The sequence below is a fragment of the Rhodococcus sp. M8 genome, from assembly GCF_015654185.1.
GTDB lineage: Bacteria > Actinomycetota > Actinomycetes > Mycobacteriales > Mycobacteriaceae > Rhodococcus > Rhodococcus aetherivorans.
In genome coordinates this window covers 2176983-2202609 of sequence record NZ_CP064065.1, presented here as the reverse complement: position 1 = coordinate 2202609, position 25627 = coordinate 2176983, and the positions used below count along the sequence as shown (strand labels likewise).

Below are 25627 nucleotides of genomic sequence, written 5' to 3'. Positions count from 1 at the left end.
GGGGGCCGGTGGGCGCTCAGCCGGCGATCGCGTCCGGGTGCCGGGCCAGGGCGCGACGCGCGTAGTAGGCGAAGTTGGCCTGGCTGCGTTTCGGGGTGAGGGTCCAGTCGTGCGCCTCCCGCGCGAGCCGGTCCGGAAGTTCGGCGATCGTGCCGGCCGCCATGGCGGCGAGTTGCAGCTCGGCGCCGCGTTCGATCAGCACGGCGAGCGAGCACGCCTCCTCGATGCCGGCCCCGGCGACGACGTGGCCGTGGTGGGCCAGGAGGATCGCCTTCTTCGAGCCGAGCGCGGCCGTGATGATCTCGCCTTCCTCGTTGCCGACCGGCACGCCGGGCCAGGCGGGGAGGAAGGCACAGTCGTCGTAGAGCGGCGCGATGTCCATCTGGGACACCACGAGCGGGACTTCGAGCATGGACAGTGCGGCGACATGGAACGGATGGGTGTGGACGATGCACTGCACGTCGGGGCGCGCGCGGTAGATCCAGCTGTGGAACCGGTTGGCGGGATTGGCCATCCCGGAGCCGTCGAGAACCTGGAGATCCTCGTCGACCAACAGCAGGTTGTCCTCGGTGATCTCGTCGAACCCGAGGCCCAGCTGCTGGGTGTAGTAGGTCCCCGGTTCTTCGGCGCGGGCGGTGATCTGGCCCGCCAGGCCGGAGTCGTGCCCGGCGTCGAACAGGATTCGGCAGGTCAGGGCGAGCTTCTGGCGCGTCGTCCAGCCGGACTCCGCAAGGTGGGTCCGCATGCGGGCCTGGGCCTGGTGCATCAACTCCGCTTTCGTAGCGGTGAACGTCCCGGACATCGATCGGCCTCCTCGATCTCGACTGTGGTGGACACGAGGCAGACTATAGGACACCTTGTGTCATGTACAGCAACTTTCGTCGGTAGAGGCCTCGACAGGACACTTTGTAGACTCGCCGTGTGAGGGGTGACGATGGAAGGACGGGGCCGTGACCGCGCTGGTGCGAGCGCTACGCAAGGAGCGGGGGCTCACGCTCGAGGCCCTCGCGGCGCAGACCGGGTTGACCAAGAGCTACCTGTCCAAGATCGAGCGCGAGCGCAGCACACCGTCGATCGCGGTGGCGATGAGGATCGCCCGCGCCCTCGACGTCGACGTCGGGCAGCTGTTCGCGGACGACGCGTCGCGTTCGCGGATGACGATCGAGCGCGCCCCCGCCCGGGCCGGGGCGGACCGCTACCACCCCGTCGCCGCGGGAATGCTGGGGAAAGCGATGTCCCCGTTCGTCGTCCGGCCCGGACGCGACTTCGCCGACGACCCGCACCCCGAGCACAGCGGCCAGGAGTTCGTGTTCGTCGTCTCCGGATCGATCGAACTCGACCACGGGGGGACGATCGTCACCCTGGACTCCGGCGACTGCGCCTATTTCGACGCCTCCCTCGATCATCGGCTCCGCAGCACCGGCCCGGTGGACGCCGAGGTCCTCGTCGTCGCATGCAACGACAGCCACTGATCGAGACGCCTGCAGGACCGTAGGGCGACCCCGCGCGGCGCGATCCGCCCGAATCGGGCAGGCTGTGGGTCATGATCGAAGTGACCGGACTGACGAAGACCTTCGGTTCCACCGTCGCCGTCGACGACGTGACGTTCACGGTCCGGCCGGGGATCGTCACCGGATTCCTCGGCCCCAACGGCGCCGGGAAATCCACGACGATGCGGATGATCCTCGGCCTCGACCGGCCCACCGCCGGGACCGCGCTGATCGACGGTGTCCCCTACCGGCAGCTGAAGCGGCCGCTGCGGACCGTCGGTGCGCTGCTCGACGCGCGCTGGGTACACCCGAACCGGTCGGCGCGGGCACACCTGCGCTGGCTCGCCGCGTCCAACGGCCTGCCGAACTCGCGGGTCGAGGAGGTGCTCGCGCTCGTCGGCCTGACCGAGGTGGCCGACAAGCGCGCGGGCGGTTTCTCGCTCGGCATGTCGCAGCGGCTCGGACTGGCCGGTGCCCTGCTCGGCGACCCGAAGGTGCTGCTGTTCGACGAGCCCGTCAACGGCCTCGACCCCGAGGGCATCGTGTGGATCCGGCGGTTCATGCAGGCCCTCGCGACGGAGGGCCGCACCGTCCTCGTGTCGAGCCACCTGCTGTCGGAGATGGCGCAGACCGCCGACCACCTGCTGGTGATCGGCCGGGGCCGGCTCATCGCGGACACGTCCGTCGCGGAGTTCGTCGAGCGGGCGTCGGAGGCGACGGTGCGGGTGCGCAGCCCACAGCTCGACACGCTGCGGACGGCACTGACCGGGCAGGGCCACACCGTCCGGGACGACGAGGGCGCGCTGATCGTCAGCGGCGTCACCACCGCGCAGGTGGGTGAGGTCGCAGCTGCGCACTCGGTGGTGCTGCACGAGTTGGCGGGCCAGAACGCGTCGCTCGAGGAGGCGTTCATGAAACTGACCGGAGACGACGTGCAGTACCAGGGAGCCGTGGCCGGGGGCCCGGCTGTGCAGCCGATGAAGGGGGAGCTGCGATGAGCGTGGCCGTGGACAACGCCGGCACGACGAGCGTGGTCGTGGACACCGTCAAGGCGGAACGGATCAAACTGACCTCCACCCAGTCGCCGTGGTGGTGCACCGTCGTGATCGTCGCGCTGGGCCTCGGCCTCGCGGCGATCCTCGGCGCCGCGTCCAAGGCGAGCATGTCCGTCGACGAGGAGGTCGGCCGGTTCTACCCGACCGTCGACGTCGCGGTCAGCGGCGTCGCCGGCTTCGGCGTGCTCGTGCTGATGATCCTCGCGGCGCTGTCGGTGACCAGCGAGTACCGGTTCGGGGTCATCCGTACCACGTTCCAGGCCATGCCGAACCGCAGCGCCGTCCTCGTCGTCAAGGCGCTGCTGATCGGGGTGTTCGGCGCGGTGCTGACCGGCGTGCTGGCCCTCGCCTCGTTCTATCTCGCCAAGGCCCTCGCCGGCCCGGAGGCCGGGCGGGACCTGGTGCTCGAGGGCGACGATGCGTGGCGGTCGATCTACGGCGTCGCGATCTACGCGCTGCTGTGCGCGGTGCTCGCCGTCGCGGTGGGGGCGCTGTTGCGCCAGTCCGCCGGCACCATCGCGCTGCTGCTGCTGTGGCCGCTGCTGATCGAGTCGCTGTTCGCGCTGTTCGGTTCGTTCGGCCGGCAGGTGCAGCCCTTCCTGCCGTTCGCCAATGCCAACCACTTCCTCGGCAGCGAGCAGGGCATCGACTTCCATTGGGGGCCGTGGGGGTCGCTGGTGTACTTCGCGGTGTTCGTCGCCGTGGTGTTCGCGGCCGCGCTGGTCGTGGTGAACCGGCGCGACGCGTGAGTATTCTCGGCGGATGAACCGGGGAGCGCGGGTACGGGCCGGGGGCGCCGTCGCGGCGATCGTGCTGCTGGTGGCGGCATGTTCGGAGGAGCCGCCGGCGCCGCCGCCGGTGGACCCGGCCGCGCTGGCGGGGGCCGTGGGAATCGACGCGGTGGTCGGCCACCTCACGGAACTCGAACGCATCGCCACCGAGCACGACGGCAACCGCGCCGTGGGCACCGCCGGCTACGACGCGAGCGTCGACTACGTCGCCGGCCGGTTGCGCGACGCGGGATTCGACGTGCAGACCCCGGAGTTCGACGTCCGCAGTTTCGACGTCGAGACCGAGACCCTGACCGTCGCCGGCGCGCCGGTGCCGGTCCGGGCCCTCGAGTTCTCGCCGTCCACCGGCCCGGACGGACTCACCGCCCGGCTCGTGCCGGTGCCCGCCGACGACACGCCCGGGTGCGAGGCCTCCGACTACGACGGGCTCGACGTCTCCGGCGCCGTCGTGCTCGTCACGCGCGGGGTGTGCCCGTTCTTCGTCAAGCAGCAGGTCGCGGCCGAACGCGGTGCGGCGGCGCTCCTCGTCGCCAACAACGAGGACGGTGCGCTCGCCGGCGCCACCCTCGGCGAGGAGGGCAACGACCTCGTGCCCGCCGCGGGGATCAGCGGCGCCGACGGCCGCGCGCTCGCCGCCGCACCCACCACGGTGACCCTCGTCCTCGACACCCGCGTGGACAGCGTGCGCTCGCGCAACGTGCTCGCGCAGACCGCCACGGGCTCGACCGACGACGTGGTCGTCGTCGGCGCCCACCTCGACAGCGTCCCGGAGGGACCGGGCATCAACGACAACGGCACCGGCGTCGCCGCGGTGCTCGAGACGGCCCTGCAGCTCGGCAGCGACCCGGGTGTCACCAACGCGGTGCGGTTCGCGTTCTGGGGCGCCGAGGAGGTCGGGCTGGTCGGCTCCACCGACTATGTGGCCTCCCTGGACGACGCCGCCCGCGAGGACATCGCCCTGTACCTGAACTTCGACATGCTCGGGTCGCCGAATCCGGGCTACCTCGTCTACGACGGTGACGACTCCGACGCGGTGGGCGCCGGACCGGGACCGGAAGGCTCGGCCGGCATCGAGCGCACCTTCCTGGGCTACCTGACGTCGCGGGGCGTCGCCGCGGACGGCACCGACTTCGACGGACGCTCCGACTACGGGCCGTTCGTCGACGCGGGCATCCCCTCCGGGGGCGTGTTCTCCGGTGCCGACGACCGCAAGACACCGGAGCAGACGGGCAAGTGGGGCGGCACCGGCAACGCGCCGTTCGACCCGAACTACCACAGCCCGCAGGACACGCTCGCCAACATCGACCGGGCCGCGCTCGCCGTCGCCGCCTCGGCCGTCGGGTACGGGGTGGGCACGTATGCGCGGACCGTCACGGGACCGGACGGGGTTCCCGTCGGGCCGCAGCGCGCCGAGGTCCGCTCCGATGGATGAGACGCCGGCCCCGGGCTTCGGTCGTCGCCTCGCGGACCGGTTCTCGGCCGTGGACCGGCGACCCGAGCTGGTCCGGCTGGCCCGGCGGCTGCGGCGCGCGCTCCCCGGCGATCCCGGGTTCGGCGATCCGCTGTCCACCGCCGGGACCAGCGGGCCGCAGGCCGTCGCCCGGCTGGCCGGACGGTGGCGCGACGTCGACGAACCGAGCGCGGTGCACGAACTCGGATTCGGCGTGCTGCAGGCCTGGCAGGCGCTGCTCGAACGCGCCGGCGCCGGCCGCGGCGACCGGGAGGTCACCGTGGTCTTCACCGACCTCGTGGGGTTCTCGACGTGGTCCCTCGCCGCGGGCGACGTCGCCACCCTCGACCTGCTGCGGCGCGTCGCCCGGGCGCTGGAGCCGGCGTTCACGGACCGCGGCGGCACCGTCGTCAAGCGGCTCGGCGACGGTCTGATGGTGGTGTTCGACCGGCCGGAACGGGCGCTGGACGCGATCTTCGCGGCCCGTGCCGCCCTGACGGCGGTGACCGCGGACGGCTACCGGCCGCGGATCCGGGTCGGCGCGCACACCGGTCGTCCCCGGCGGATCGGCAGCGACTGGCTGGGCGTCGACGTCACCGTCGCGGCCCGCATGATGGAGCTCGCCGGGAACGGGCACGTGGTGGTGTCCTCCGCGACGCTCGACGCACTGCCGGCCGGTGCCGTCGACACGCTCGGCCTCGAGGTGCGCCCGCACCGGCGCGGGCTGTTCGCGTCGGCCCCCAAGGGTGTACCGCCCGAACTCGGGATCTGGCGGATCAGGACTGCAGTCGCCACAGGGGGTTGACCGGGCCGTGCCCGGCGCCGAGGTCGTACGACCACTCCAGGCACCGGGTGACCCACTCCTTGCCGAACTCCACGGCCTCGGGCACCGACCACCCGTGGGCGAGGGCCGACGCGATCGCCGCGGCGAGCGTGTCGCCGCCGCCGTGATCGTTGCCGGTGTCGATGCGGGGGCTGGTGAACTCGAGGAACCGGTCCCCGTCGAACAGCAGGTCGGTGCTGACGTCGGAGGTGCGCAGGTGCCCGCCCTTGACGATCGCCCACTGCGCGCCGAGGCCGTGCAGCGCCTCGGCGGCGCGTCGCGCGGAGGCGTCGTCGACCACCTCGATGCCGGTGATCAGCCGCACCTCGTCGAGGTTCGGCGTGACCACCGTGGCCTGCGGTATCAGGGTGTGCCGCACCGCGTCGAGAGCCTCCGCGTGCAGCAGGGGATCGCCGTGCATCGACGCGCACACCGGGTCGACCACGAGCGGCACCGGCCGATCGCGGCCGATGCCGACCTCCGCGCACACCGCGGCGACCGCCTCGATGATCCCGGTGGAGGCGAGCATGCCGGTCTTGGCGCCCGAGACCCCGATGTCCTCCACCACGCACCGCACCTGCGCGGCCACCGTCTCGGGCGGGATCTCGTGAAAGCCGCTGACGCCCACGGAGTTCTGCACGGTCACGGCCGCGACGGCGACGCAGGCGTGCACGCCGCACATCGCCATGGTGCGCGAGTCGGCCTGGATGCCGGCCCCGCCACCCGAGTCGGTTCCGGCGATGGTGAGGGCACGGACCGGGGTTCGGCCCTTCGGGGCCAGGGGCAGCAGCTTCACGGCTGCGACCCTACCGATTCGATCGGGACGTAGACCTGGCCACCCGCGCCGGCGAATTCGGCGGCCTTGCCGGCCAGCCCGGCCCGCACGTCCGCGGAGATCCGCATCGAGCAGAACTTCGGGCCGCACATCGAGCAGAAGTGGGCCTTCTTGGCCGGCTCCGCCGGCAGCGTCTCGTCGTGGAACGCGCGGGCGGTGTCCGGGTCGAGGGACAACGCGAACTGGTCGTGCCACCGGAACTCGAACCGGGCGCGGGAGAGCGCGTCGTCGCGTTCCCGGGCGCGCGGGTGGCCCTTGGCGAGGTCCGCCGCGTGGGCGGCGATCCTGTACGCGATCACCCCGGTCTTGACGTCGTCCCGATCGGGCAGGCCCAGGTGCTCCTTCGGCGTGACGTAGCAGAGCATCGCGGTGCCGGCCCGGGCGATCATCGCGGCGCCGATCGCCGAGGTGATGTGGTCGTAGGCGGGAGCGATGTCGGTGGTGAGCGGCCCGAGGGTGTAGAAGGGGGCCTCCTCGCACAGCTCCTCCTCGAGCCGCACGTTCTCCTCGATCAGGTGCATCGGCACGTGTCCGGGACCCTCGATCAGCACCTGGACGCCGTGCGACTTCGCGACGCGGGTGAGTTCCCCGAGCGTGCGCAGCTCGGCGAACTGGGCGGCGTCGTTGGCGTCGGCGACGGAGCCGGGACGCAGGCCGTCGCCGAGGGAGATCGTCACGTCGTAGCGCTGCAGGATCTCGCACAGCTCGGCGAAGTGTGTGTACAGGAACGACTCCCGATGGTGCGCCAGGCACCATGCGGCCATGATGGCGCCGCCGCGCGAGACGATGCCGGTCACCCGGTGCGCGGTGAGCGGGATGTGCCGCAGCAGCACCCCGGCGTGGACGGTCATGTAGTCGACGCCCTGCTCGCACTGTTCGATCACGGTGTCGCGGTACATCTCCCAGGTCAGCGCAGCCGGATCCCCACCGGCCTGCTCGACGGCCTGGTAGATCGGCACCGTGCCGACGGGCACCGGCGAGTTGCGCAGGATCCACTCGCGGGTCTCGTGGATGCGCGGGCCGGTGGACAGGTCCATGACGGTGTCGGCCCCCCACCGGGTCGCCCACACCATCTTGTCGACCTCCTCGGCGATCGAGGAGGTCACCGCGCTGTTGCCGATGTTCGCGTTGACCTTCACCCCGAACGCCTTGCCGATGACCATCGGCTCGAGCTCGGGGTGGCGGTGGTTCGCCGGGATCACGGCCCGGCCGGCGGCGACCTCGGCGCGGACCGTCTCGGCGGGTACGCCCTCGCGGGCGGCGCAATAGCGCATCTCCGGGGTGACGACGCCCGCGCGGGCGGCGGCGAGCTGCGTGCCCGGGTGCCGCGGCCACCCGGCCCGCAGTGCCGGCAGGCCCGCGGCCAGGTCGACCACGACGTCGGACTCGGTGTACGGCCCGGACGTGTCGTACAGGTCGTGGTGCTCGCCGGTGGTCAGGTGGACCCGGCGGACCGGGACCGACATCCCCGGTTCCCCGGGCACGGCGACGTAGTGCTTGGTGCTGCCCTCGATGGGGCCGGTGGTGACGGCGCCCGCGCCGGACGCGGACGAGCCGGATACAGCTGTGCTCACGAGATGATCTCCCTACGCCGGAATTACCCGGTCAGGTTCTACGGTCGACGGCCCCGAGCCGTCCTCTCAGCCCGCTGGTGCGAGCTCCCGTGTGGTTGCGATGTGCGGTGCCACCATAGCGCAGCACCGTGCCGGGGGCAGGACGGCACCGCGCGGGGGGTGGCAGGGCAGCACCGTGCCGGGGGCAGGCCAGATATTTGCCGCCTACGTCTCGGCGGATACACCCTGCATGCTCTATAGTGGCGTAGGTCACAGTTCGGTTACGGCACCACGGAGGGGATCATGCTCGTCAACTCGCCGCGTACCGAGGTGACCGACAACAAGGATCAGAACCGCTTCGAGCTACGCCTCAACGGGGATCTTGTCGGGATCCTCGGGTATTTCGACACGGATCGTCCCTCGGGCGTGCCCGGGCGCAACCATCCCGTCGTCGATTTCCTGCACACCGTCATCGTCGAGGACTTCGGGCACCGTGGGCTCGCGGGGGTGCTCGTGGGCCACTCCCTGGATCTCGCGCGTCAGCGTGGCTGGCGGGTCCGGCCCGTGTGCACCTACGTGCAACGGTTCCTCACCGCCCACCCCGAGTACCGGGACGTCGTCCTGCCGCTCGAGCCGACCGCCGGCCGTCGCTGACGCGCGGATTCCGCCCCGCCGCGGCCGGGTCGCCTCAGTCGGCGAGGTCGACGACGACGGGCGCGTGGTCGCTCGCGCCCTTGCCCTTGCGCTCGTTGCGGTCGATCTCCGCGCCGGAGACCCGCGCCGCGAGCGCGGGGGAGCCGAGGACGAAGTCGATGCGCATGCCCTGGCGCTTCGGGAAGCGCAGCTGGGTGTAGTCCCAGTAGGTGTACACACCCGGGCCCGGGGCGTGCGGGCGCACCACGTCGGTGAAGCCGCCGTCGAGGAAGGCGCGGAACGCCTCCCGCTCCGGCTCCGACGTGTGCGTCCGGCCCTCGAAGAACGCCGGATCCCACACGTCCTCGTCGGTGGGAGCGATGTTCCAGTCACCGACGAGCGCGATCTGCTTCTGCGGGTCGGCGGCGAGCCAGGCCTGTGCGTCGGCCCGCAGCTTCGCCAGCCACTCGAGCTTGTAGACGTAGTGGGGATCGGCCAGCTCGCGGCCGTTGGGCACGTACAGGCTCCACACCCGCACGCCGCCGCACGTCGCGCCGATCGCCCGGGCCTCCTGAGCCGGGTCGGCGTCCGGGTCCTTGGTGAACCCGGGCTGGTCCTCGAACCCGACCTGCACGTCGTCGAGACCGATGCGGGAGGCGATGGCGACGCCGTTCCACTGGGAGAGCCCCATGTGCGCCACCCGGTAGCCGAGTTCTTCGAACCGCTCGTACGGGAACTGCTCGTCCTTGCACTTGGTCTCCTGCATGGCGAGCACATCGGTGCCCGTCCGCTGCAGCCAGTCGAGGATCCGGTCGGTACGGGCACGGACGGAGTTCACGTTCCAGGTAGCAAGACGCACGTCCCCACTCTAGGCGAGCGGACCGACAGGTTCCGTGGCGTACCGGTAGCGGTGATGCTCGACGAATCCGAGCGCCCGGTACAGGCCCCGGGCGGCGGTGTTCCCCGCCGCGACCTGCAGGTATGCGTGGGTGGCGCCGTGGTCGCGACCCCACTGCAGCAGGGCCCCGCACACGAGCGTGCCGAGGCCGTTCCGGCGGTGCGCGGCGGCCACCTCGACCGCGGTCAGGCCCACCCAGCGGCGGCCGTCGGGGGCGTCGGTGACCGCGGCCCGGGCGATCGCCAGGGTCTCCGTGTCGCCGCCGATGCGGCCGAAGCCCAGGACGCCGCCCAGGACGGACTCGACGACCGCCCGGCCATCGGCAGGCATCGGCGCGCCGCGGTAGCGGTACAGCGACAGCCACCCGGGGTCCGGGCCGGCGCTCACGGTCACGGGGGTGGCGACGCCGGGCAGCGGCACGTTGTCGAGGTCGGCGGCCAGCACCTGCACCTCGTCGCTCGGTGCCCACCCGTGCGGGAGCCGGGCGAGCCGGTCCGGCAGCAGGAGCCGCAGCGGCAGGCCGCGGACCGCGAACCACTCGCGCATCCGGGCGTGCACGTCCGGATCGAGGGGGTCGGCGACCGTGCCCGGGTCGCCGAGCGGGGTGGCGGAATTCGCGCGGCCGGTGAAGCCGGCGCCGGCCCGCAGGAGCCAGCCGTCGATCCAGCCCTGTTCCAGCCCGGGCCAGGCGGCGGCCGCGGCGTTCTCGAGGGCCCGGATCTCCCCGGTGCGGATCGGCCGGGCACCGAGGGCCTTGAGCGCGACCACGGACTCGGGCACGACCTGCACGAGGCGGCCGCCGGCGGTGCGGACCACCACGGCCGGTTCGAGGGAGACCAGCTCGCCGATCACGTCGGTCATCGGGTGGCTGTAGCCGGCGGGCAGCCGGTAGCGCAGCACCACCCGGGTGCCGACGGGTACGGGCTGCTCGGTCGTCACCGGCGCGTCAGTCCTCGTCGTCGTGGCCGAACGGGTCCTCGACCGTCCCGGGCACCCAGCTGAGGCCGGGCACGCCCCACCCCGCCCGCTTGATCGTCTTCTTGGCGGCGCGGGCGTTGCGTCCGATGAGCTTGTCGACGTACAGGTAGCCGTCGAGGTGGCCGACCTCGTGCTGCAGCATCCGGGCGAAGAAGCCGTGGCCCTCGATCTCGATCGGGTTGCCCTCGGCGTCGGTGCCGGTGACCTTCGCCCACTCGGCGCGCCCGGTGGGGAACTGCTCGCCGGGGACCGACAGGCACCCCTCGACGTCGTCGTCGGGGTCGGGCATCGTCTCCGGGATCTCCGACGTCTCGAGCACCGGGTTGATCACCTCGCCGCGGCGGCGGACCACGTTGCCGGCCTCGTCCAGGTCGGGGCAGTCGTAGACGAACAGCCGCAGGTCGACACCGACCTGGTTGGCGGCGAGACCGACGCCGTTCGCCGCATCCATCGTCTCGTACATGTCGGCGATCAGCTGGGCCAGTTCGGCCGGCGACTGGGTGACCGGTTTCGTCGGGTGATGCAGGACGGGGTCACCGACGATCCGGATCGGAAGTATTGCCATGGTGCAAGAGGATAGTGGGCAGGACTCGCCTGTCCGTTGAGCCGGTACCTGTCGTACCACCGTGGTTGAATTGCCCTCGGAAACACCCGGGTCCGATCGGACCTCGGCGTGATTCGAGGCAGTCGAGGAGTGAGATGGACGGCGCAGCAGCGCAAATCGGTAACGAATCCGAGCAGGTTTCCGACCGGAGCAACCACGCCGAGAACAACCACCCCGAGAACAACCACCCCGCGGCCGGCCCGGACGAGGCCGGCACGGACGGTCTCTCTCGCCGGGAGCGCGACATCCTCGCCTTCGAGCGGCAGTGGTGGAAGTACGCCGGTGCCAAGGAAGAGGCGATCAAGGAACTCTTCGGTCTGTCCGCGACCCGCTACTACCAGGTCCTCAACGCGCTGGTGGACCGGCCGGAGGCGCTGGCGGCCGACCCCATGCTCGTCAAGCGGTTGCGCCGGCTGCGGGCCAGCCGGCAGAAGGCCCGCGCCGCGCGCCGGCTCGGCTTCGAGATCACCAAGTAGTACGAGTACGACGGTGATCCGGCGGGCGCGGCAACTAAGGTCGAGAGCGTGAGCACAACCTCGGAATCGTCGGGTCCGCCGCTGCGAGCGCTCGCGATGGTGCTGATCTCTCTCGCCATCCTGTTCGCCGGCCTCGGTCTCGCCTCGCTCGGAAGCTCCGATTCCGAGAGCCCGGCTCCCGAGCCGACGACCGAGCCCGCGGCCGCGCCGGCGACCACGTCCGCGACGTCGGCGCCGCTCGCCGCGACGTCGGCGAGGACGACCGCCCCCGGTGCGGCTCCGTCGGCCACGACGACGGTCTCCGCCACCACGTCGGCGGGGGCCGCCGCCCCCGTGCGGGTGCTCAACAACAGCAACGTCTCGGGCCTGGCCGCCCAGACGGCCGGCCTGCTCGAGGACGAGGGATTCACCGTTGCGGAGACGGGCAACTACAGCGACGGCGTGATCGAAACCACGTCCGTGTACTACGGCACGGGCCCGGGGGAGCGGCAGACCGCGGAGGCGGTGGCCGAGGCGCTGGGGGTGACGGCCCAGCCGCGCTTCGCCGGGATCCGGGACTCGTCGCCGGGCGTCATCGTCATCGTCACCTCGCCGTGAGGGCTTCCGCCCCCCGGCTATGATCAGGTGACTTTTCGCCACTTCGAAGGAGCGGTTTGATGGCCTCGAGTTCCACCCGTCGCATGTCCTGGCGTGCCCTGGCCCCGATCGTCGCGATCGCTGCGGTGGGCCTGAGCGCGTGCTCGAACAGCGAGGAGCCGAGCGACACCCCCGGCACCACCCCGCCGGTGTGGACGGGTTCCGCGGCGCCGGAGGGCGCCGACGAGGCCCACGGCGGCAGCGCTGTCCCGGGGGAGGCCACGACGGGCGCGGCGGGCGGCACCGGCGGCGCGGAGCACTCCGCCGAGCTGCGGACCCCGGCCGGTGCGGCCGCCGGCACGGTCACCTTCACCGAGGTCGACGGAGGCGTCGAGGCGACCGTCGAGCTCGAGGGCATGCCGGTCGGCTACCGCGGCGTCCACGTCCACGAGGTCGGCAAGTGCGAGACCAACTCCACCGCCCCGACCGGCGGCGAGCCCGGCAACTTCCTGTCCGCGGGCGGGCACCTGCAGGCCGGCGGCAACACCAGTATCCCCGAGAGCGGTGACCTCGGTGCGGTCGTGGTGCGCGAGGGCGGCTCCGGATCGCTGACCGTCACCACCGAGGCGTTCACCCTCGACGACCTGCAGGGCGGGGACGGCACGTCCGTCGTCGTCCACCAGGAAACCGCCGGCGGCGAGCGTCTCGCCTGCGGCGTCGTCTCCTGACGGCCACCTCCCGAAACTCTACTTGCAGGGCCCCGGCGACCGGCGACGGTCGCCGGGGCCCTGTGGTTGGATCGATTCGTGCCTGTACCGTTTCCCGGTTCACCCCGCCCGACTCTCGGCGTCGAGTGGGAGATCGCGCTGGTGGACAAGAAGACGCGTGACCTGTCGAACACCGCCGCAGTCGTCTTCGACGCGGTCGAGCAGCGCGCCGGGCAGACCCCGCGGCTCACCAAGGAGTTCCTCCGCAACACCGTCGAACTCGTCACCGACGTGCACGACACCGTCGCCGAGGCCGTCGACGACCTGGCCGAATCCCTCGACCTGCTGCGCACCGCCGCCGATCCCGCGGGGGTGGATCTGATCTGCGCCGGCACACATCCGTTCGGGCAATGGACCGACCAGGTCGTCACCCGGTCCCCGGACTACGACGAGATGATCGAGCGCACCCGCTGGTGGGGCCGGCAGATGCTCATCTGGGGCGTGCACGTCCACGTCGGTGTCTCGTCCGCGGAGAAGGTCATCCCGATCCTCAACGCGTTGCTGGTGAAGTACCCGCACATGCTGGCGCTGTCGGCCTCCTCACCGATCTGGGCGGGCGTGGACACCGGCTACGCGAGCAACCGTGCCCTGATGTTCCAGCAGCTGCCGACGGCCGGACTGCCGTACCACTTCGAGAGCTGGGCCCAGTACGAGAGCTTCATCGAGGACCAGCTCAAGTCCGGGGTCATCACGAAGCCGGGCGGCATGCACTGGGACATCCGCCCGTCGCCGCGGTGGGGCACCATCGAGGTCCGGGTCTTCGACGGCATCACCAACAAGGCCGAGCTGGCCGCCCTCGTCGCCCTCGTGCACTCGCTCGTCGTGTACTACGACGAGCGGCTCGAGCGGGGCGAGCGGCTGCCCACCCTGCAGCCGTGGCACGTCAAGGAGAACAAGTGGCGCGCCGCCCGCTACGGCCTCGAGGCCGAGGTGATCCTCGACCCGGTGTGCCACGAGCGCCTCGTCACCGACGACCTGAACGACCTGCTCGAGCAGCTCACTCCCACGGCGGCGCGACTCGGCTGTGCGGACGAACTCGCCCAGGTGGCGCAGATCCCCGTGCGGGGAGCCTCCTACCAGCGGCAGCGCCGGATCGCGGAGCAGACCGGCGGCGACCTCGTCGCGGTGGTGGACTCGCTGGTGGAGGAACTGCGCGCCTGAACGATCGGCCGCGTTCCCGCACAGTTCACACGCTGTTTACCATGTACCGGTGTCGATCCGAGGGGTGGAGCGCCCGAAGGCGCAGCCGGCGCATGTGCCGCAACTGTTCGTTCCCCTCGCTCTGACCGGCGCGATCCTCGGTGTCCTCGTGGCCGAGGCGGTCGCGCGGTACAGCGGGTTCCCCGGGCCGCTCCCCGGACTCGTCGGCGACGTCGTCGCGATCCCGAAGTCGGCGTCCGTGCCGTGGGCCGGTCTCGCGCTGGCGATGGTGGGCCTGACCGCGCGCCTGCGGTACGTAGCCGTCGGTGCCGCGGTGCTGCTCGACGGGGCGTTCGCGGCCGAGCGGTACCTCACCGGCGGGCCCCTGACAGTGGGGAACGGGCCGACGATCGTGCTCGTGCTGCTGGCCGGATACGCCGCGGTCGCGTTGCAGGGCGGCCCGCGCCGCGGTGCGCTGCGCGGCATCGCGCTCGGGGTGCTGCTGGTGCTCTCGGTCAAGATCGGCGACACGTGGCTCGAACTGACCGCACGGACCCGGCCGGACGTGCTCGACGAGTACGTCCAGCTCGCCGACCACGCCCTGGGCAATCCGTCGTGGCTGGCGGGCCGGGCTCTCGAATGGCTCGGGCCCGGCGTGTACGCGGTGCTGCACTGGGTGTACATCGAGCTGCCCGTCGCGGCGATCGTCGTCGCCGTGTACCAGCTCCGCAACGTCAGCGGCGGCCGCCCCTGGCCCGCACACCACCTGGTGCGCACCTTCCTGCTCATCGGCCTGGTGGGGCCGCTGGTCTACATGCTGTTCCCGGTGGTGGGCCCGATCTTCGCCTTCGGCGACCACGGCGCGGGCTGGCAGGTGGGGACCTTCTGGCCGGCTGCGGTGCCGTGGAATCCCGACCCGCAGCCGATCCCGTTCGACGCGGTCACCCCGCGCAACTGCATGCCGAGCCTGCACACCGCGTGGGCGCTGGCGCTGTTCCTGCACACCCGCGGCGGCCCCGGTTGGCTGCGGCTGCTCGGCACCGGGTGGCTCGGCTGCACCCTCGCCGCCACGCTGGGCTTCGGCTACCACTACGGCGTGGACCTCGTCTCCGGCGCGGTGCTGTGCCTGACGCTCGAGGCCGCGCTGCGCGACCCGGACCGCGGCTGGGGCTGGTTCCGCGTCCGCCTCGTCGCGGGCGGCACGGCGGTGCTGGCGGCGCAGCTGGCGGCCTACCGGTACGTGCCGGGTCTCATGGCGGAGCACGCCCCGCTCGCCGGGCCCCTCCTGCTCGGTTCGCTGGTGGTGGTGGCGGTGGCCTTCCACGTCACGTTCCATGCGGCCGACGGCGATCGCCGGCCGGATGCGGTCAGCTCCCGTCCGGCGACTGCTCGTCGCCGCTGAGCAGACCGTCGCGGCCGAGCTGCTCCCGGTAGGCGAGCCGGCCCACCCGGTGGGCGATGACGGGAGCGGTCAGCACCATGAACATGCCCGCCAGCGCCAGCATCCAGATGTCGACGTTGCCCCGCAGGATGAGCATCGCGCCGCCGAGCACGAACAGCAGGCCGACCACCTGCGGTTTCGTTGCCGGATGCATGCGCGAGAGGGTGTCGCGGAAGCGCACGATGCCGACCGCTGCGGTGAGGGAGATGACCGAGCCGATCAGGATGAGGACGTGGCCGACGAGTTCCAGCACGGTGGTCACTGGTCGTCACGCACCCGGAATCGTGCCACCGACACCGAGCCGATGAATCCGACGAGGGCCAGAGCGACGACGGCCGGCACGATCGTCGTATCCCGGCTGTGCACCGCCCACGCGGCGAGCCCGCACATCGCGATGGCCAGCAGTGCGTCGAGGGCGATCAGCCGGTCCAGCGAGGTGGGGCCGGCCAGCACCCGGTAGGTGATGAGCGCGGCCGCGACCACCAGCAGAGCGCCCGAGAGCGCCAGTATCACCGTCATCACGCCTCCTCCCGGACGACCCAGGGGCTGGGCTGCCATTCGTTGTTGCGTTCGAACGTCGAGATCAGCAGGCGTTCGATGCGCCGCGCGGAGCGGTAGAAGTCCGCGACCTTCCGGTCGGTGCCCACGTCCAGGACGTGGACGTGGACGATCCGGCGGGCCTGGTCGATCTCGAGGACCATCGTGCCGGGGATGTTGTTCATGATGTCCGCCCACAGGGTGAGCACCAGGTCGGACTTGATGGTGAGCCGGCACCGCAGCACACCGGTCACCGGCGGCGGCGCCGGCCGGATCGCGAGCCACCCGACCGAGACCGTGGACTTCATCGTATCCACGAAGATCACGGCGGCCAGGCGCACGGCGGACAGCACGTGCAGGCGGCCCTCGACGGGCACCCGCGGCAGCGGCAGCATCACTGTGACGATCACCGCGACGGCGATCCCGCCGAGCAGGTTCGCGGCGCTGAAGGTGCCCCACAACAGCACCCACACCAGCGTCATCCAGCCCAGGACGAACAGGCGGAGCAGATTCGACCGGCTCGTCACGGCTGACCTCCCAGCACGGCTTCGATGTAGACGGACCGATCCCGCAGGTTCTCGGCGGCACGGTCGCTGATGTCGACGAGCGGGCCGGCGAACACGGTCAGGGCCAGGCCGACGACGACGAGACCGATCGTCGGAACCAGCATTGCCGGGGGCATGCGCCCGACGTCGGCCCGGTCCGAGAAGGCGACCTCCATCCCGGATTCGTCGATCAGCGCGGACGGGGCGGCGTCGGCGAGGCCGCCCTCGGGGGCGTCGGCGCGGGCCCGCCAGAAGGCCTTGGTCCACACCCGGGCGACGACGTACAGGGTGAGGAGGCTCGTGACGGTGCCGCCCGCAACCAGCACCCACGCCAGGACGGATCCGTCGGCGGCGCCGGCCTGCAGCAGGGCCACCTTCCCGATGAACCCGGAGAACGGGGGGATGCCCCCGAGGTTCAGCGCCGGGACGAGGAACGCGATCGCGAGGACCGGGCTGGCGAGGGCGAGTCCGCCGAGCCGCCGCAGCGACGCCGAGCCGGCCTGCCGCTCGATCAGGCCGACCACGAGGAACAGCGTCGTCTGGACCAGGATGTGATGGGCGACGTAGTACACGGCGCCGGACAACCCCGCCTGCGTCGAGAGGGCGATCCCGAACACCATGTAGCCGATGTGGCTGACGAGGGTGAACGACAGCAGGCGCTTGATGTCGTTCTGGGCGATGGCGCCGAGGATGCCGATCACCATCGTCAGCAGGCCGGCCACCAGGAGCACGTTGTCGAGCTCGCCGCCCGGGAACAGCAGCGTGTGCGCCCGGATGATGGCATAGACGCCGACCTTCGTGAGCAGGCCGGCGAACACGGCGGTGACCGGCGCCGGGGCGGTGGGGTACGAGTCCGGCAGCCACGTCGACAGCGGGAACACCGCCGCCTTGATGCCGAACGCGACGAGGAGCACGCCGAAGATCGCGGCGCGGGTGCCCTCCGGCACGTCGTCCATCCGCACCGCCATCTGCGCCAGGTTCAGGGTGCCGGTGGCGGCGTACGCGAACCCCATGCCGGCCAGGAAGATCAGCGACGAGACCATCGAGACCATCACGTAGGAGACGCCGGCGCGGACCCGGTCCGCGCTCGCCCCCAGGGTGAGCAGCACGAACGACGCCGCGAGCAGCACCTCGAACCCGACGAAGAGGTTGAACAGGTCGCCGGCGAGGAATGCGTTGCACACGCCCGCGGTCAGTGCCAGGTACGTCGGCAGGAAGATCGACACGGGCTGCTGGTCGTTGCCGTCGTGGATGCCCTGTCCGACCGCGTACAGCATGACGGCGAGCAGCACGATCGCCGACACCACCAGCATCAGCGCCGCGAGCCGGTCGACCACCAGGGAGATCCCGATGGGGGAGTCCCATCCGCCGACCTGCACGACCGCGATGCCGTCCCGGTCGGCGAGGTACAGAAGCAGGCCCGACACCACCAGCACGGCGACGAGCGCAACGAGGGTCACGGCCCGCTGAGCGCGGGGCCGGCGCCCGAGGATCAGCGTCGCGGCCGCCGCCAGCATCGGGATGAGGACGGGCAGCGGGGTCAGCGCCGTCGCGGACAGGATCATCGGGTCCTTCCTCCCCGGGACGGTGCGTCGTCCCCGCGGGCCGTCTCACCGTCGCTGTAGGCCGAATCCGTCTCGTCGTCGAAGTCGCCGTCGTGCAGGTCCTCGTAGGATTCGAGGTCCTCCAGGTTGACGAGTTCCTCCAGGGGGATCGGGTTGCCGGCCGCGTCGAACGCGTCGCCGCTGCGGCTCGGCAGGCCGGTGAGCGGATCGTCCGAACGGTCGCGGTCGGGGGCCTCGGCGGGCGAGCGCCGCTGCGACACCTTGGTGTCCTCGGGGTCGTTCTCGACCTCGTCGCGGGCACTGAGCGTGAACGACCGGTACGTGAGCGCCAGCACGAAGCCGGCCACGCCCATGGTGATGACGATCGCCGTGAGGATCATCGCCTGTGCCAGCGGGTCGGCCATGTTCTCGTGCAGGTCGTTGCGGGCACCGACCACGGGCGGGCCGCCGGCCGGCCCGGCGAGGGTGAGGATCAGCAGGTTGATGCCGTTGCCGATCAGCAGCAACCCCAGCAGCATCTTGATGATGCTGCGCTCGAGCAGCAGGTACACCCCGGAGGCGACCAGCACCCCGACCAGAGCGAGCATGGTCAGATTCGCGCTCATCGCTTCTCACCCACGATCTCCGCATCGAGACGCGCGCCGAGACTGCGGAGCACGTCGAGTACCAGGCCGACGACGATCAGATACACCCCCAGGTCGAAGAACAGTGCGGTGACGAGCTTGATGTCGCCGAGCAGCGGCAGAGTCATCTCGACGGTCGCCGACGACAGCGGCGGCGCACCGAGGAACAGGGAGACCAGGGCGGTGCCCGCCGAGAACGTCAGACCCAGGCCGAGGATCTTGCCCGCGTCGATGGGCACCGCCTCGCCGAGCTCGTAACGGCCCCCGGCCAGATACCGCAGCACCAGCGCAAGTCCCGCGATCAGGCCGCCGGCGAAGCCGCCGCCGGGCGCGTTGTGCCCGGCGAAGAAGAAGTAGACCGACAGCACCATCATCGTCGGGAACACCAGGCGGGTCGTGACCTCGAGGACCAGCGAGCGGTGCCGCGGGTCGATGAGGTCCCCGCCGCGCAGCCACGTCGTCTCGGTGCTCGACGACATCGCGTCGAGCTGCGCCGCGGGGGCGTCCGAGACGCGCGGCGCCGAACCGAAGCGGCGGGTGCGGAACACCAGGCTCGCCACGCCCGTCGCCGCGACGAGCAGCACGGAGATCTCCCCGAGGGTGTCCCATGCCCGGATGTCGACGAGCAGCACGTTGACCACGTTCTTGCCGTTGCCGAGTTCGTAGGCCGCCTCCGGCAGCAGCAGCGCGATCGGGTCGGCGGTGCGGGCGTTCGTGGCGAACACCCCGATCGTCGTGACCGCGACGCCGACGGCGATGCCGAGCAGGGCACGCGGCAGCTTCCGGCCCACCACGTGTTCGGGACGGGACTCGGCGGGGAGCTTGCGCAGCACCAGCACGAAGATGACGAGGGTCAGCGTTTCGACGAGGAACTGCGTGAGCGCGAGGTCCGGGGCGCCCTGCAGGGCGAACAGGAATCCGCACCCGTAGCCGGTCAGGCCCACGAGCAGCACGCCGGCGAGGCGGTTGCGCATCACCGTCGCGGCCAGGGCGCCGCACATGATGATGGCCGCCGCCGCGAACTGGACGGACGAGTCCCACCACCGCACCGCCATGTCCCGCTCGGGGCCGAACACCAGCAGCAGCGTGGTGGGCAGCACCACCAGGGTGACCAGGATGATGCCCTGGGTCAGCGGCAGCGAGCCCCGCTGGGTGGAACCGGTCAGCCGTATCGACACGGTGTCCATGAAGCGCAGCGTCGCGTCGTACATGCGGTCGGCGTTGCCGAACAGCTGACGCTCGAACTTCACGCGGGAGATCGCGCGGTGGGCGAAGTACAGCGCGGTGCCACCGGCCACGACGACGGCGGTCAGCACGAGGGGGAGGCCGACGCCGTGCCACAGCGCGAGGTGGTAGGGCTTGTCCAGGGTGCTGGGCAGCGTGTCCGCGTAGGGGGACAGCAGCGTGTCGAGCCACGGCGCCGCGAGTCCGGCGGCCAACCCGCCGAAGGCCAGGACGGTCGGGGAGAACAGCAGCAGCGGGCCGGCGGCGTGGAAGTTCTGCACGGCCGGACTCGGGCGCTTGAGCTGCTTGCGTCCGAAGGCGCCCCACACGAACCGGATGCTGTACGCCAGGGTGAGGATCGACCCGGCGACGATCGCGGTGAGTACCGCGATCCGGGCCCACGGGCTCAGCAGGGTCGTCACCTGCACGGCCTCAAGGGCGGCCTCCTTGCCGACGAACCCGATGAACACGGGCAGGCCGCCCATGCTCATCGCGGCGACGGCCGCGACGGCCGCGAGGAACGGCGCCCGCTTCCCGAGGTGCGCGAGCTTGCGGATGTCGCGGGTGCCGGCGCCGTGGTCGACGATGCCGACCACCATGAACAGGCAGGCCTTGAACATCGCATGGGCCACGACCATGGCCATGCCGGCCAGCGCCGCCTCCCGGCTGCCGATCCCCACCAGGGCGATGAGGAAACCGAGCTGGCTGACGGTGCCGAACGCCAGGATCAGCTTCAGGTCGAAGGCCCGGAACGCGCGCCAGCCGGCGAGCAGCATCGACGCCAGGCCGAGGGTGACGACGATGGGCCGCCACGGCGTCGCATCGGCGAACGCCGGAGCCAGTCGCGCCACCAGATAGATGCCCGCCTTCACCATCGCGGCGGCGTGCAGGTACGCGGAGACGGGGGTCGGGGCTGCCATCGCGCCGGGCAGCCAGAAGTGCAGCGGCACCACCGCGGACTTCGACAGGGCGCCGACCAGCACCAGGGCGACGCCCACCCCGGCCAGCCAGCCGCTCGGGGCGGCCGCGATCACGTCGGAGAGGTTGTAGCTGCCCGCCAGCTGACCGAGCACGATGATGCCGACGAGCATCGCGAGACCACCGGCGGTGGTGACGAGCAGGGCCTGGGTGGCGGCGCGGCGGCTCGACGCCCGCTCCGCGTAGTGGCCGACCAGCAGGAACGACAGCACGGTGGTCAGTTCCCAGAACGTGTAGAGGACCAGCATGTTGTCGCTGGTCACCAGGCCGAACATGGCGCCGGCGAAGGCGACCATCTCAGCGGCGAAGATCCCCAGGCGGGGCTCGTCGTCGGTGAAGTACCGGGCGCAGTAGAGCAGGATGAGCGCGCCGATGCCCAGCACCAGCGCCGACATGATCGCCGCGAGGGAGTCGAAGCGCATGTCGATGTTCATCGACAGGCCCGGCGCCCACGCGATGTGCAGCGTGCGTTCCGTGCCCCAGTTGCCGATCACCCAGCCGAGGCTCGCCAGTGGCACCAGCGCCAGCGGTAGGAACGCATTTCTCCCCATGACTCTGACCAGAGGCGGCGCAACGAGAGCGGCGACCGCGTGGGCGATGAGTATGGCGAGCAAAGGCACTCCGTCGGGGTCGGGCCTGGCGGCGGGGTGTAACAGGCTTGCAAGTGTTGTGCAGCACCCACAGGGGGCGATGCCCGAGCCGCGCGGACCCGGGAAATCCCGATGCACGTGCTGCTCTGCAAATGGACAAATCGGATTCGGTGTCAGCTTACCGGCAGCATTCGCACGGTTGCGAATCGGCCGCCGACGCTCCGATGTCCGATTCCCATCGTAGAGTGCCCCCATGCCCGAGACCGGACCGATCCGTACCGCCGCGCTCGCGTACGTCCGCGACGGACGCCTGCTGCAGACCCGTTCCGCCGGCAAGACCGCCTTCTACATGGCGGGCGGCAAGATCGATCCCGGCGAGACCCCCGAGCAGGCCCTGCACCGGGAGATCCGCGAGGAACTCGGCGTCGGCCTCGTCGACGGCACCGTCGCCGAGGTCGGGATCTTCGAGGCCGAGGCCTTCGGCCATCCGGTCGGCACTCGCCTGCACATGACCTGCTTCACAGCCGAGCTGGCCGGGGAACCGCGCCCGGCGGCGGAGATCGCCGAACTCGGCTGGTTCACCGTCGCCGAGTACGCCGCCCTGCCCGAGGTCGCGCCGGGTTCGATGCTGGTGTTCGAGCACCTGCACGCCCTCGGTCTCGTCCGGGCCGAGTGAGACCGGCCACGTCAGCTCCGGCAGCGCCACGCGCATACCGCGCCCGTCGCCGCCAGCGCACCGGTGAGCAGCCGCGGGTCGGCGGGTAGCGCCCAGACCGCGGCCACCGTGGCGGCCGCGACCGGCAGCACCAGGCCCATCGCGGCGATCGGTGCCGCACCCGGCAGCGCCGCCCCCAGCGCCAGGCCGGTGCCCGCGGCGACCAGCGCCACGCGCACCAGCAACTGCGGGCCGTCCGCCGCGGTGTCGGGCCACAGCGCCGCGGTCAGCGTGACGACCAGGGCCACCCCCAGGCCTAGCTCGACCCGCGGGACCCGCCACGCGAGCGCGGCTCCCGCCGCGACCGCCAGCACCCCGGCCGCGGGCACCCACGCGGACACCTCCCTCCCGGCCAGGTCGTCGACCAGCGGGTACGCCGCGGCCGTCGCCCCGATCGCGGCGACGGGGAACCGGCCGTCTGCGAAGGGCAGGAAACGGCCGACGGCCTCCGCACCGAGCACCGTCGCGGCGAGCACGGCCGCGGCGGCCAGCCACATCCACGCCGCAGCCGAGGTGGCCTGCTCGCCCACCCAGCCGGCGAGCACGTGCATGCCGACGGTCAGCGCCGCCGTCGCCCCGACCGCGACGATCGGCAGCCGCGCCTCCGGCCGCTGCACCCGGGCTCCGGCCCCCGCGACGAATGCGGCGAGCACCACGGCCCCGGCTGCGACGGCGAGCGGCCACTGCAGCGGCGACGGCAGCGCCGACGACTGCAGGGACGTCCGCATCGGGCCGGCGAGCAGGAACACCGCCCACGCCCCGACGACCACCGCCCACTGCCCGATCGGTTCGCCCCACGCCGCGGCGACCGCCGCCCCGAGCAGGATCCCGGCGGCTCCCGCACTGATCAGGGACAGCACGGTGAGGGTGTCGGGGTCGGCGGCAGGTACCGCGAACCGCACCGTCCCCAGCACCACCGTGCAGCCGGCCGCCAGCAACCACGCCGTGCGGCGCGACCCCGAGCGTTGCAGGCCCGCGACCGCCAGCACCGCCGCCACCGCGAACACGATCGGCCCGGTGGCGCTGCCCGTCGCGGCGGGGAGCGCCACCCCGTCCACCGCTACGGCGAAGCCGGCGAGGGCGCCCGCGCACAACGCCGCGAGACCCGCGACCGGCTCGTCCAACCGCACCGTCGCCGCCGGCATCGTCAGCGCCCCTCGGCGTAGGCCCGCAGGTGTTCGACCTGCGCGGCCTCCAGCGACGGGCGCACCGCCTTCCGCGCCGCCGCGACGTCGTCGGCGGTGACGGCCGCGGCGTCGACGCTGCGGCGCATCGCCGCGAGCGCGGCCTCCCGCAGGAGCGCCGAGCAGTCCGCCGCCGAGTAGCCGTCGAGGTCCGCGGCGAGGGCGCCGAGGTCCACGTCGTCGGCCAGCGGCACCGACTTGCCCGCGGTGCGCAGGATCGCGGCGCGCGCCTCGGCGTCCGGCGGCGGCACGAACACCAGCCGCTCGAGCCGGCCGGGGCGCAGCAGGGCCGGATCGATCAGGTCGGGCCGGTTGGTGGCGCCGAGCACCACGACGTCGCGCAGCGGTTCGACCCCGTCGAGTTCTGTGAGCAGGGCGGCCACCACCCGGTCGGTGACGCCGGAGTCGGAGCTCTGCCCGCGGCGCGGGGCGAGCGCGTCGATCTCGTCGAGGAACACCAGCGCCGGTGCGGAGTTGCGGGCCCGCTGGAACAGCTCCCGCACAGCCTTCTCCGAGGCGCCCACCCATTTGTCCATCAGCTCGGCGCCCTTGACGGCGTGCACGCTCAGCTGTCCCGAGCTGGCCAGCGCGCGCACCAGGAAGGTCTTGCCGCAACCCGGTGGCCCGTAGAGCAGTACACCGCGCGGCGGCTCGACGCCGAGGCGGGCGAACGAGTCGGGGTGGTGCAACGGCCACAGCACCGCCTCCGTGAGCGACTGTTTGGTGTCGACCATGTCGCCGACGTCGTCGAGGGTGACGCTGCCGATGGCCAGCTCCTCGGTGCCCGATCGCGATAGCGGGCGGATCACCTCGAGCGCACCGAGCAGGTCATCCTGGGTGAGCCTCGGCTCGGTGTCGTCGCGGCTCGCCCGCGCCGCCGCCCGCAGCGCCGCCTCCCGGCACAGGGCGGCCAGGTCGGCGACGACGAAGCCGGGCGCGCGGGCGGCGACGGCGTCGAGCGAGAGGGTGTCGGTGGGCACCCGGCGCAGCAGCACGTCGAGCAGGGCGCGACGGGTGGCGCCGTCGGGCAGGGGCAGGGCCAGTTCCCGGTCGCAGATCTCGGGGGAGCGGACCCGCGAGTCCACCTCGATGGGGTGCGCCGTGGTCGCGATGAGCGCGACCCCGACGGTGTCGACGGCGCGGCGCAGCTGGTCGAGGATCAGCGCCGACACCGGTTCGGGGTCGGCGGGCAGCAGGGCGTCGATGTCGGTGACGAGCAGGACCCCGCCGGGGGCCAGGTCGGCGACGGCGGTGGTCACGCGGCGCAGCCGATCGTCGGCGGCGGTGGCGCCCACGCTCGGCCCGTCGAGCTCGACGACGCGACGGCCGGCGAGGACTGCGCGGGCGAGGGTGGCCTTGCCGACGCCGGCGGGCCCGGTGATCAGCACTCCGAGGTGGGGGGAGGCGCCGAGGGTGCGCAGCAATTCGGGCTCGTCGAGGGCCAGCTTCAGCCACTCGGTGAGCCTGCCGGCCTGGGTCTGCACGCCGACCAGGTCCTCCACCGGTGGCGGCGGCGGTGCGGGGATCGCGGGCCGGGCCGACGGGGCGGCGGCCGGGCGGGGGCCGGCGACGGCCCGCCCGGCCGGGGTGGTGCCCCAGCTCACTGCGGTGTTCGGTTGCACGCTCACCGGTGCGGCGGGGTCGACGGCGGTGACGGTGAGCAGTTCCGTGGTCCAGGCGATCCCGAACGTGCGGGACAGGGTGCGCGTGGTGGGGGCGGTGCTCGTGCCCGGTCCGAGATCGCGGGGCAGCAGCGACACCGCGTCGCCGACGGTGAGGACCTTGCCCAGCAGTGCCTGGCGCAGGGTGACGTCGTCGATCGTGTGGGTGGCGAGTGCCGATCCGGTGACCGCGACCGTGCGGGCGCCGTGGACGACGACCGGGCCGACGAGGACGGTGGCGTCCTCGCGCAGCCCCACGTTGGAGAGCGTCACGTCGTCGAGCAGGATCGTGCCGGTCGGCGTGCCAGCGGGGGCGAGGCCGGCGACGGCCGCGGTGCGGCGCCCCCCGATCAGCGCGATCGCGTCCCATTCGCGCAGGCCCAACGCGGTGAGCACCTCCGGGTGCACGCGGACGACGCCGCGGCGCGCATCGGCCGCGGAGGTGTTGAGGCGGACGGTCAACGCGAGTTCGGGGCTGCTCACCCCGCCGAGCCT

26 protein-coding genes are annotated in these 25627 nt (G+C 72.1%); 12 read left to right on the top strand and 14 right to left on the bottom strand.

Going from position 1 to position 25627, the window contains the following annotated elements; translation table 11 throughout:
* Positions 1-16: 16 nt before the first annotated feature.
* Positions 17-802 carry an aldolase gene (locus tag ISO16_RS09855; protein WP_006938218.1) on the bottom strand — a complete coding sequence of 262 codons (786 nt, stop codon included), beginning with the start codon at positions 800-802 and terminating at the stop codon, positions 17-19.
* Between the two features lie 148 nt (positions 803-950).
* Here ISO16_RS09855 and ISO16_RS09850 point away from each other — a divergent pair, with 148 nt between their 5' ends.
* The 5 genes from ISO16_RS09850 (at position 951) to ISO16_RS09830 (ending at position 5591) form a co-directional block, all read left to right on the top strand.
* Positions 951-1472: a helix-turn-helix domain-containing protein gene (locus ISO16_RS09850; RefSeq protein ID WP_050035672.1), complete on the top strand. Its 522-nt coding sequence runs from the start codon at positions 951-953 to the stop codon at positions 1470-1472.
* A 71-nt stretch (positions 1473-1543) separates the two neighbouring features.
* Positions 1544-2488 carry an ABC transporter ATP-binding protein gene (locus ISO16_RS09845; protein WP_006938220.1) on the top strand — a complete coding sequence of 315 codons (945 nt, stop codon included), beginning with the start codon at positions 1544-1546 and terminating at the stop codon, positions 2486-2488.
* Positions 2485-3294, top strand: a complete 810-nt coding sequence (locus ISO16_RS09840) for an ABC transporter permease (RefSeq protein ID WP_050035671.1) — start codon at positions 2485-2487, stop codon at positions 3292-3294. Before ISO16_RS09845 ends, ISO16_RS09840 begins: the two co-directional genes overlap by 4 nt.
* 13 nt (positions 3295-3307) lie before the next feature.
* On the top strand, positions 3308-4768 hold the full coding sequence (locus ISO16_RS09835; RefSeq protein WP_195886198.1) for a M28 family peptidase: 1461 nt from the start codon (positions 3308-3310) through the stop codon (positions 4766-4768).
* Entirely contained in the window at positions 4761-5591 is an 831-nt protein-coding gene (locus tag ISO16_RS09830; RefSeq protein WP_072635848.1) for an adenylate/guanylate cyclase domain-containing protein, read from the top strand. The genes ISO16_RS09835 and ISO16_RS09830 overlap by 8 nt, the downstream gene beginning before the upstream one ends.
* On the opposite strand, the gene thiD is transcribed toward ISO16_RS09830, so the two are convergent.
* Both thiD and thiC read right to left on the bottom strand, forming a co-directional pair.
* On the bottom strand, positions 5563-6405 hold the full coding sequence (gene thiD, locus ISO16_RS09825; protein WP_006938226.1) for a bifunctional hydroxymethylpyrimidine kinase/phosphomethylpyrimidine kinase: 843 nt from the start codon (positions 6403-6405) through the stop codon (positions 5563-5565). The genes ISO16_RS09830 and thiD overlap by 29 nt on opposite strands.
* Positions 6402-8018 carry a phosphomethylpyrimidine synthase ThiC gene (gene thiC, locus ISO16_RS09820; protein ID WP_006938227.1) on the bottom strand — a complete coding sequence of 539 codons (1617 nt, stop codon included), beginning with the start codon at positions 8016-8018 and terminating at the stop codon, positions 6402-6404. The genes thiD and thiC overlap by 4 nt, the downstream gene beginning before the upstream one ends.
* 282 nt (positions 8019-8300) lie before the next feature.
* On the opposite strand from thiC, the gene ISO16_RS09815 reads away from it, so the two are divergent.
* Positions 8301-8651, top strand: coding sequence for a GNAT family N-acetyltransferase (locus ISO16_RS09815; protein ID WP_029545338.1), 351 nt, complete (start codon positions 8301-8303; stop codon positions 8649-8651).
* Positions 8652-8685: 34 nt separating this feature from the next.
* On the opposite strand, the gene ISO16_RS09810 is transcribed toward ISO16_RS09815, so the two are convergent.
* The 3 genes from ISO16_RS09810 to ISO16_RS09800 are packed head-to-tail and all read right to left on the bottom strand — an operon-like array spanning position 8686 to position 11071.
* Positions 8686-9489, bottom strand: coding sequence for an exodeoxyribonuclease III (locus tag ISO16_RS09810; RefSeq protein WP_072635847.1), 804 nt, complete (start codon positions 9487-9489; stop codon positions 8686-8688).
* A 9-nt stretch (positions 9490-9498) separates the two neighbouring features.
* A complete protein-coding gene (locus tag ISO16_RS09805; protein ID WP_072635846.1) occupies positions 9499-10467 on the bottom strand; it encodes an N-acetylglutamate synthase, CG3035 family in 969 nt (322 codons plus the stop codon).
* A 7-nt stretch (positions 10468-10474) separates the two neighbouring features.
* Positions 10475-11071, bottom strand: a complete 597-nt coding sequence (locus tag ISO16_RS09800) for a peptide deformylase (protein WP_050035669.1) — start codon at positions 11069-11071, stop codon at positions 10475-10477.
* 134 nt (positions 11072-11205) lie between these two features.
* Between ISO16_RS09800 and ISO16_RS09795 the strand changes: the two genes are divergently transcribed.
* From ISO16_RS09795 to ISO16_RS09775, 5 genes are all read left to right on the top strand, one after another.
* Positions 11206-11586: a DUF3263 domain-containing protein gene (locus ISO16_RS09795; RefSeq protein ID WP_072635845.1), complete on the top strand. Its 381-nt coding sequence runs from the start codon at positions 11206-11208 to the stop codon at positions 11584-11586.
* 48 nt (positions 11587-11634) lie between these two features.
* Complete coding sequence (locus ISO16_RS09790; protein WP_072635844.1) at positions 11635-12183, top strand: LytR C-terminal domain-containing protein; 549 nt, start codon at positions 11635-11637, stop codon at positions 12181-12183.
* A 59-nt stretch (positions 12184-12242) separates the two neighbouring features.
* A complete protein-coding gene (locus ISO16_RS09785) occupies positions 12243-12890 on the top strand; it encodes a superoxide dismutase family protein (RefSeq protein ID WP_029545328.1) in 648 nt (215 codons plus the stop codon).
* Between the two features lie 78 nt (positions 12891-12968).
* On the top strand, positions 12969-14090 hold the full coding sequence (locus tag ISO16_RS09780; protein ID WP_072635843.1) for a glutamate--cysteine ligase: 1122 nt from the start codon (positions 12969-12971) through the stop codon (positions 14088-14090).
* A 64-nt stretch (positions 14091-14154) separates the two neighbouring features.
* Positions 14155-15471: a phosphatase PAP2 family protein gene (locus ISO16_RS09775; protein ID WP_072635842.1), complete on the top strand. Its 1317-nt coding sequence runs from the start codon at positions 14155-14157 to the stop codon at positions 15469-15471.
* On the opposite strand, the gene mnhG is transcribed toward ISO16_RS09775, so the two are convergent.
* From mnhG to ISO16_RS09745, 6 genes are read right to left on the bottom strand one after another with little or no spacing between them, the layout of a single operon-like run.
* The gene (gene mnhG / locus ISO16_RS09770) at positions 15437-15772 is read right to left on the bottom strand and encodes a monovalent cation/H(+) antiporter subunit G (protein WP_006932437.1); all 336 of its coding nucleotides are present in this window, start codon (positions 15770-15772) and stop codon (positions 15437-15439) included. The genes ISO16_RS09775 and mnhG overlap by 35 nt on opposite strands.
* Positions 15769-16029: a monovalent cation/H+ antiporter complex subunit F gene (locus ISO16_RS09765; protein WP_006932436.1), complete on the bottom strand. Its 261-nt coding sequence runs from the start codon at positions 16027-16029 to the stop codon at positions 15769-15771. Before ISO16_RS09765 ends, mnhG begins: the two co-directional genes overlap by 4 nt.
* Positions 16029-16529 carry a Na+/H+ antiporter subunit E gene (locus ISO16_RS09760; RefSeq protein WP_044475672.1) on the bottom strand — a complete coding sequence of 167 codons (501 nt, stop codon included), beginning with the start codon at positions 16527-16529 and terminating at the stop codon, positions 16029-16031. Before ISO16_RS09760 ends, ISO16_RS09765 begins: the two co-directional genes overlap by 1 nt.
* A gap of 41 nt (positions 16530-16570) precedes the next feature.
* Complete coding sequence (locus ISO16_RS09755) at positions 16571-18157, bottom strand: Na+/H+ antiporter subunit D (protein WP_006932434.1); 1587 nt, start codon at positions 18155-18157, stop codon at positions 16571-16573.
* Positions 18154-18762, bottom strand: coding sequence for a Na(+)/H(+) antiporter subunit C (locus ISO16_RS09750; protein ID WP_006932433.1), 609 nt, complete (start codon positions 18760-18762; stop codon positions 18154-18156). The genes ISO16_RS09755 and ISO16_RS09750 overlap by 4 nt, the downstream gene beginning before the upstream one ends.
* Complete coding sequence (locus ISO16_RS09745; RefSeq protein WP_072635841.1) at positions 18759-21596, bottom strand: Na+/H+ antiporter subunit A; 2838 nt, start codon at positions 21594-21596, stop codon at positions 18759-18761. The genes ISO16_RS09750 and ISO16_RS09745 overlap by 4 nt, the downstream gene beginning before the upstream one ends.
* Positions 21597-21825: 229 nt before the next feature.
* Between ISO16_RS09745 and ISO16_RS09740 the strand changes: the two genes are divergently transcribed.
* The gene (locus ISO16_RS09740) at positions 21826-22248 is read left to right on the top strand and encodes an NUDIX hydrolase (RefSeq protein WP_006932425.1); all 423 of its coding nucleotides are present in this window, start codon (positions 21826-21828) and stop codon (positions 22246-22248) included.
* An 11-nt stretch (positions 22249-22259) separates the two neighbouring features.
* Here the strand turns inward: ISO16_RS09740 and ISO16_RS09735 are convergent, their stop codons facing one another.
* Both ISO16_RS09735 and ISO16_RS09730 read right to left on the bottom strand, forming a co-directional pair.
* On the bottom strand, positions 22260-23432 hold the full coding sequence (locus ISO16_RS09735; RefSeq protein ID WP_072635840.1) for a hypothetical protein: 1173 nt from the start codon (positions 23430-23432) through the stop codon (positions 22260-22262).
* A 2-nt stretch (positions 23433-23434) separates the two neighbouring features.
* On the bottom strand, positions 23435-25615 hold the full coding sequence (locus ISO16_RS09730; protein WP_072635839.1) for an AAA family ATPase: 2181 nt from the start codon (positions 25613-25615) through the stop codon (positions 23435-23437).
* Positions 25616-25627: the final 12 nt, after the last annotated feature.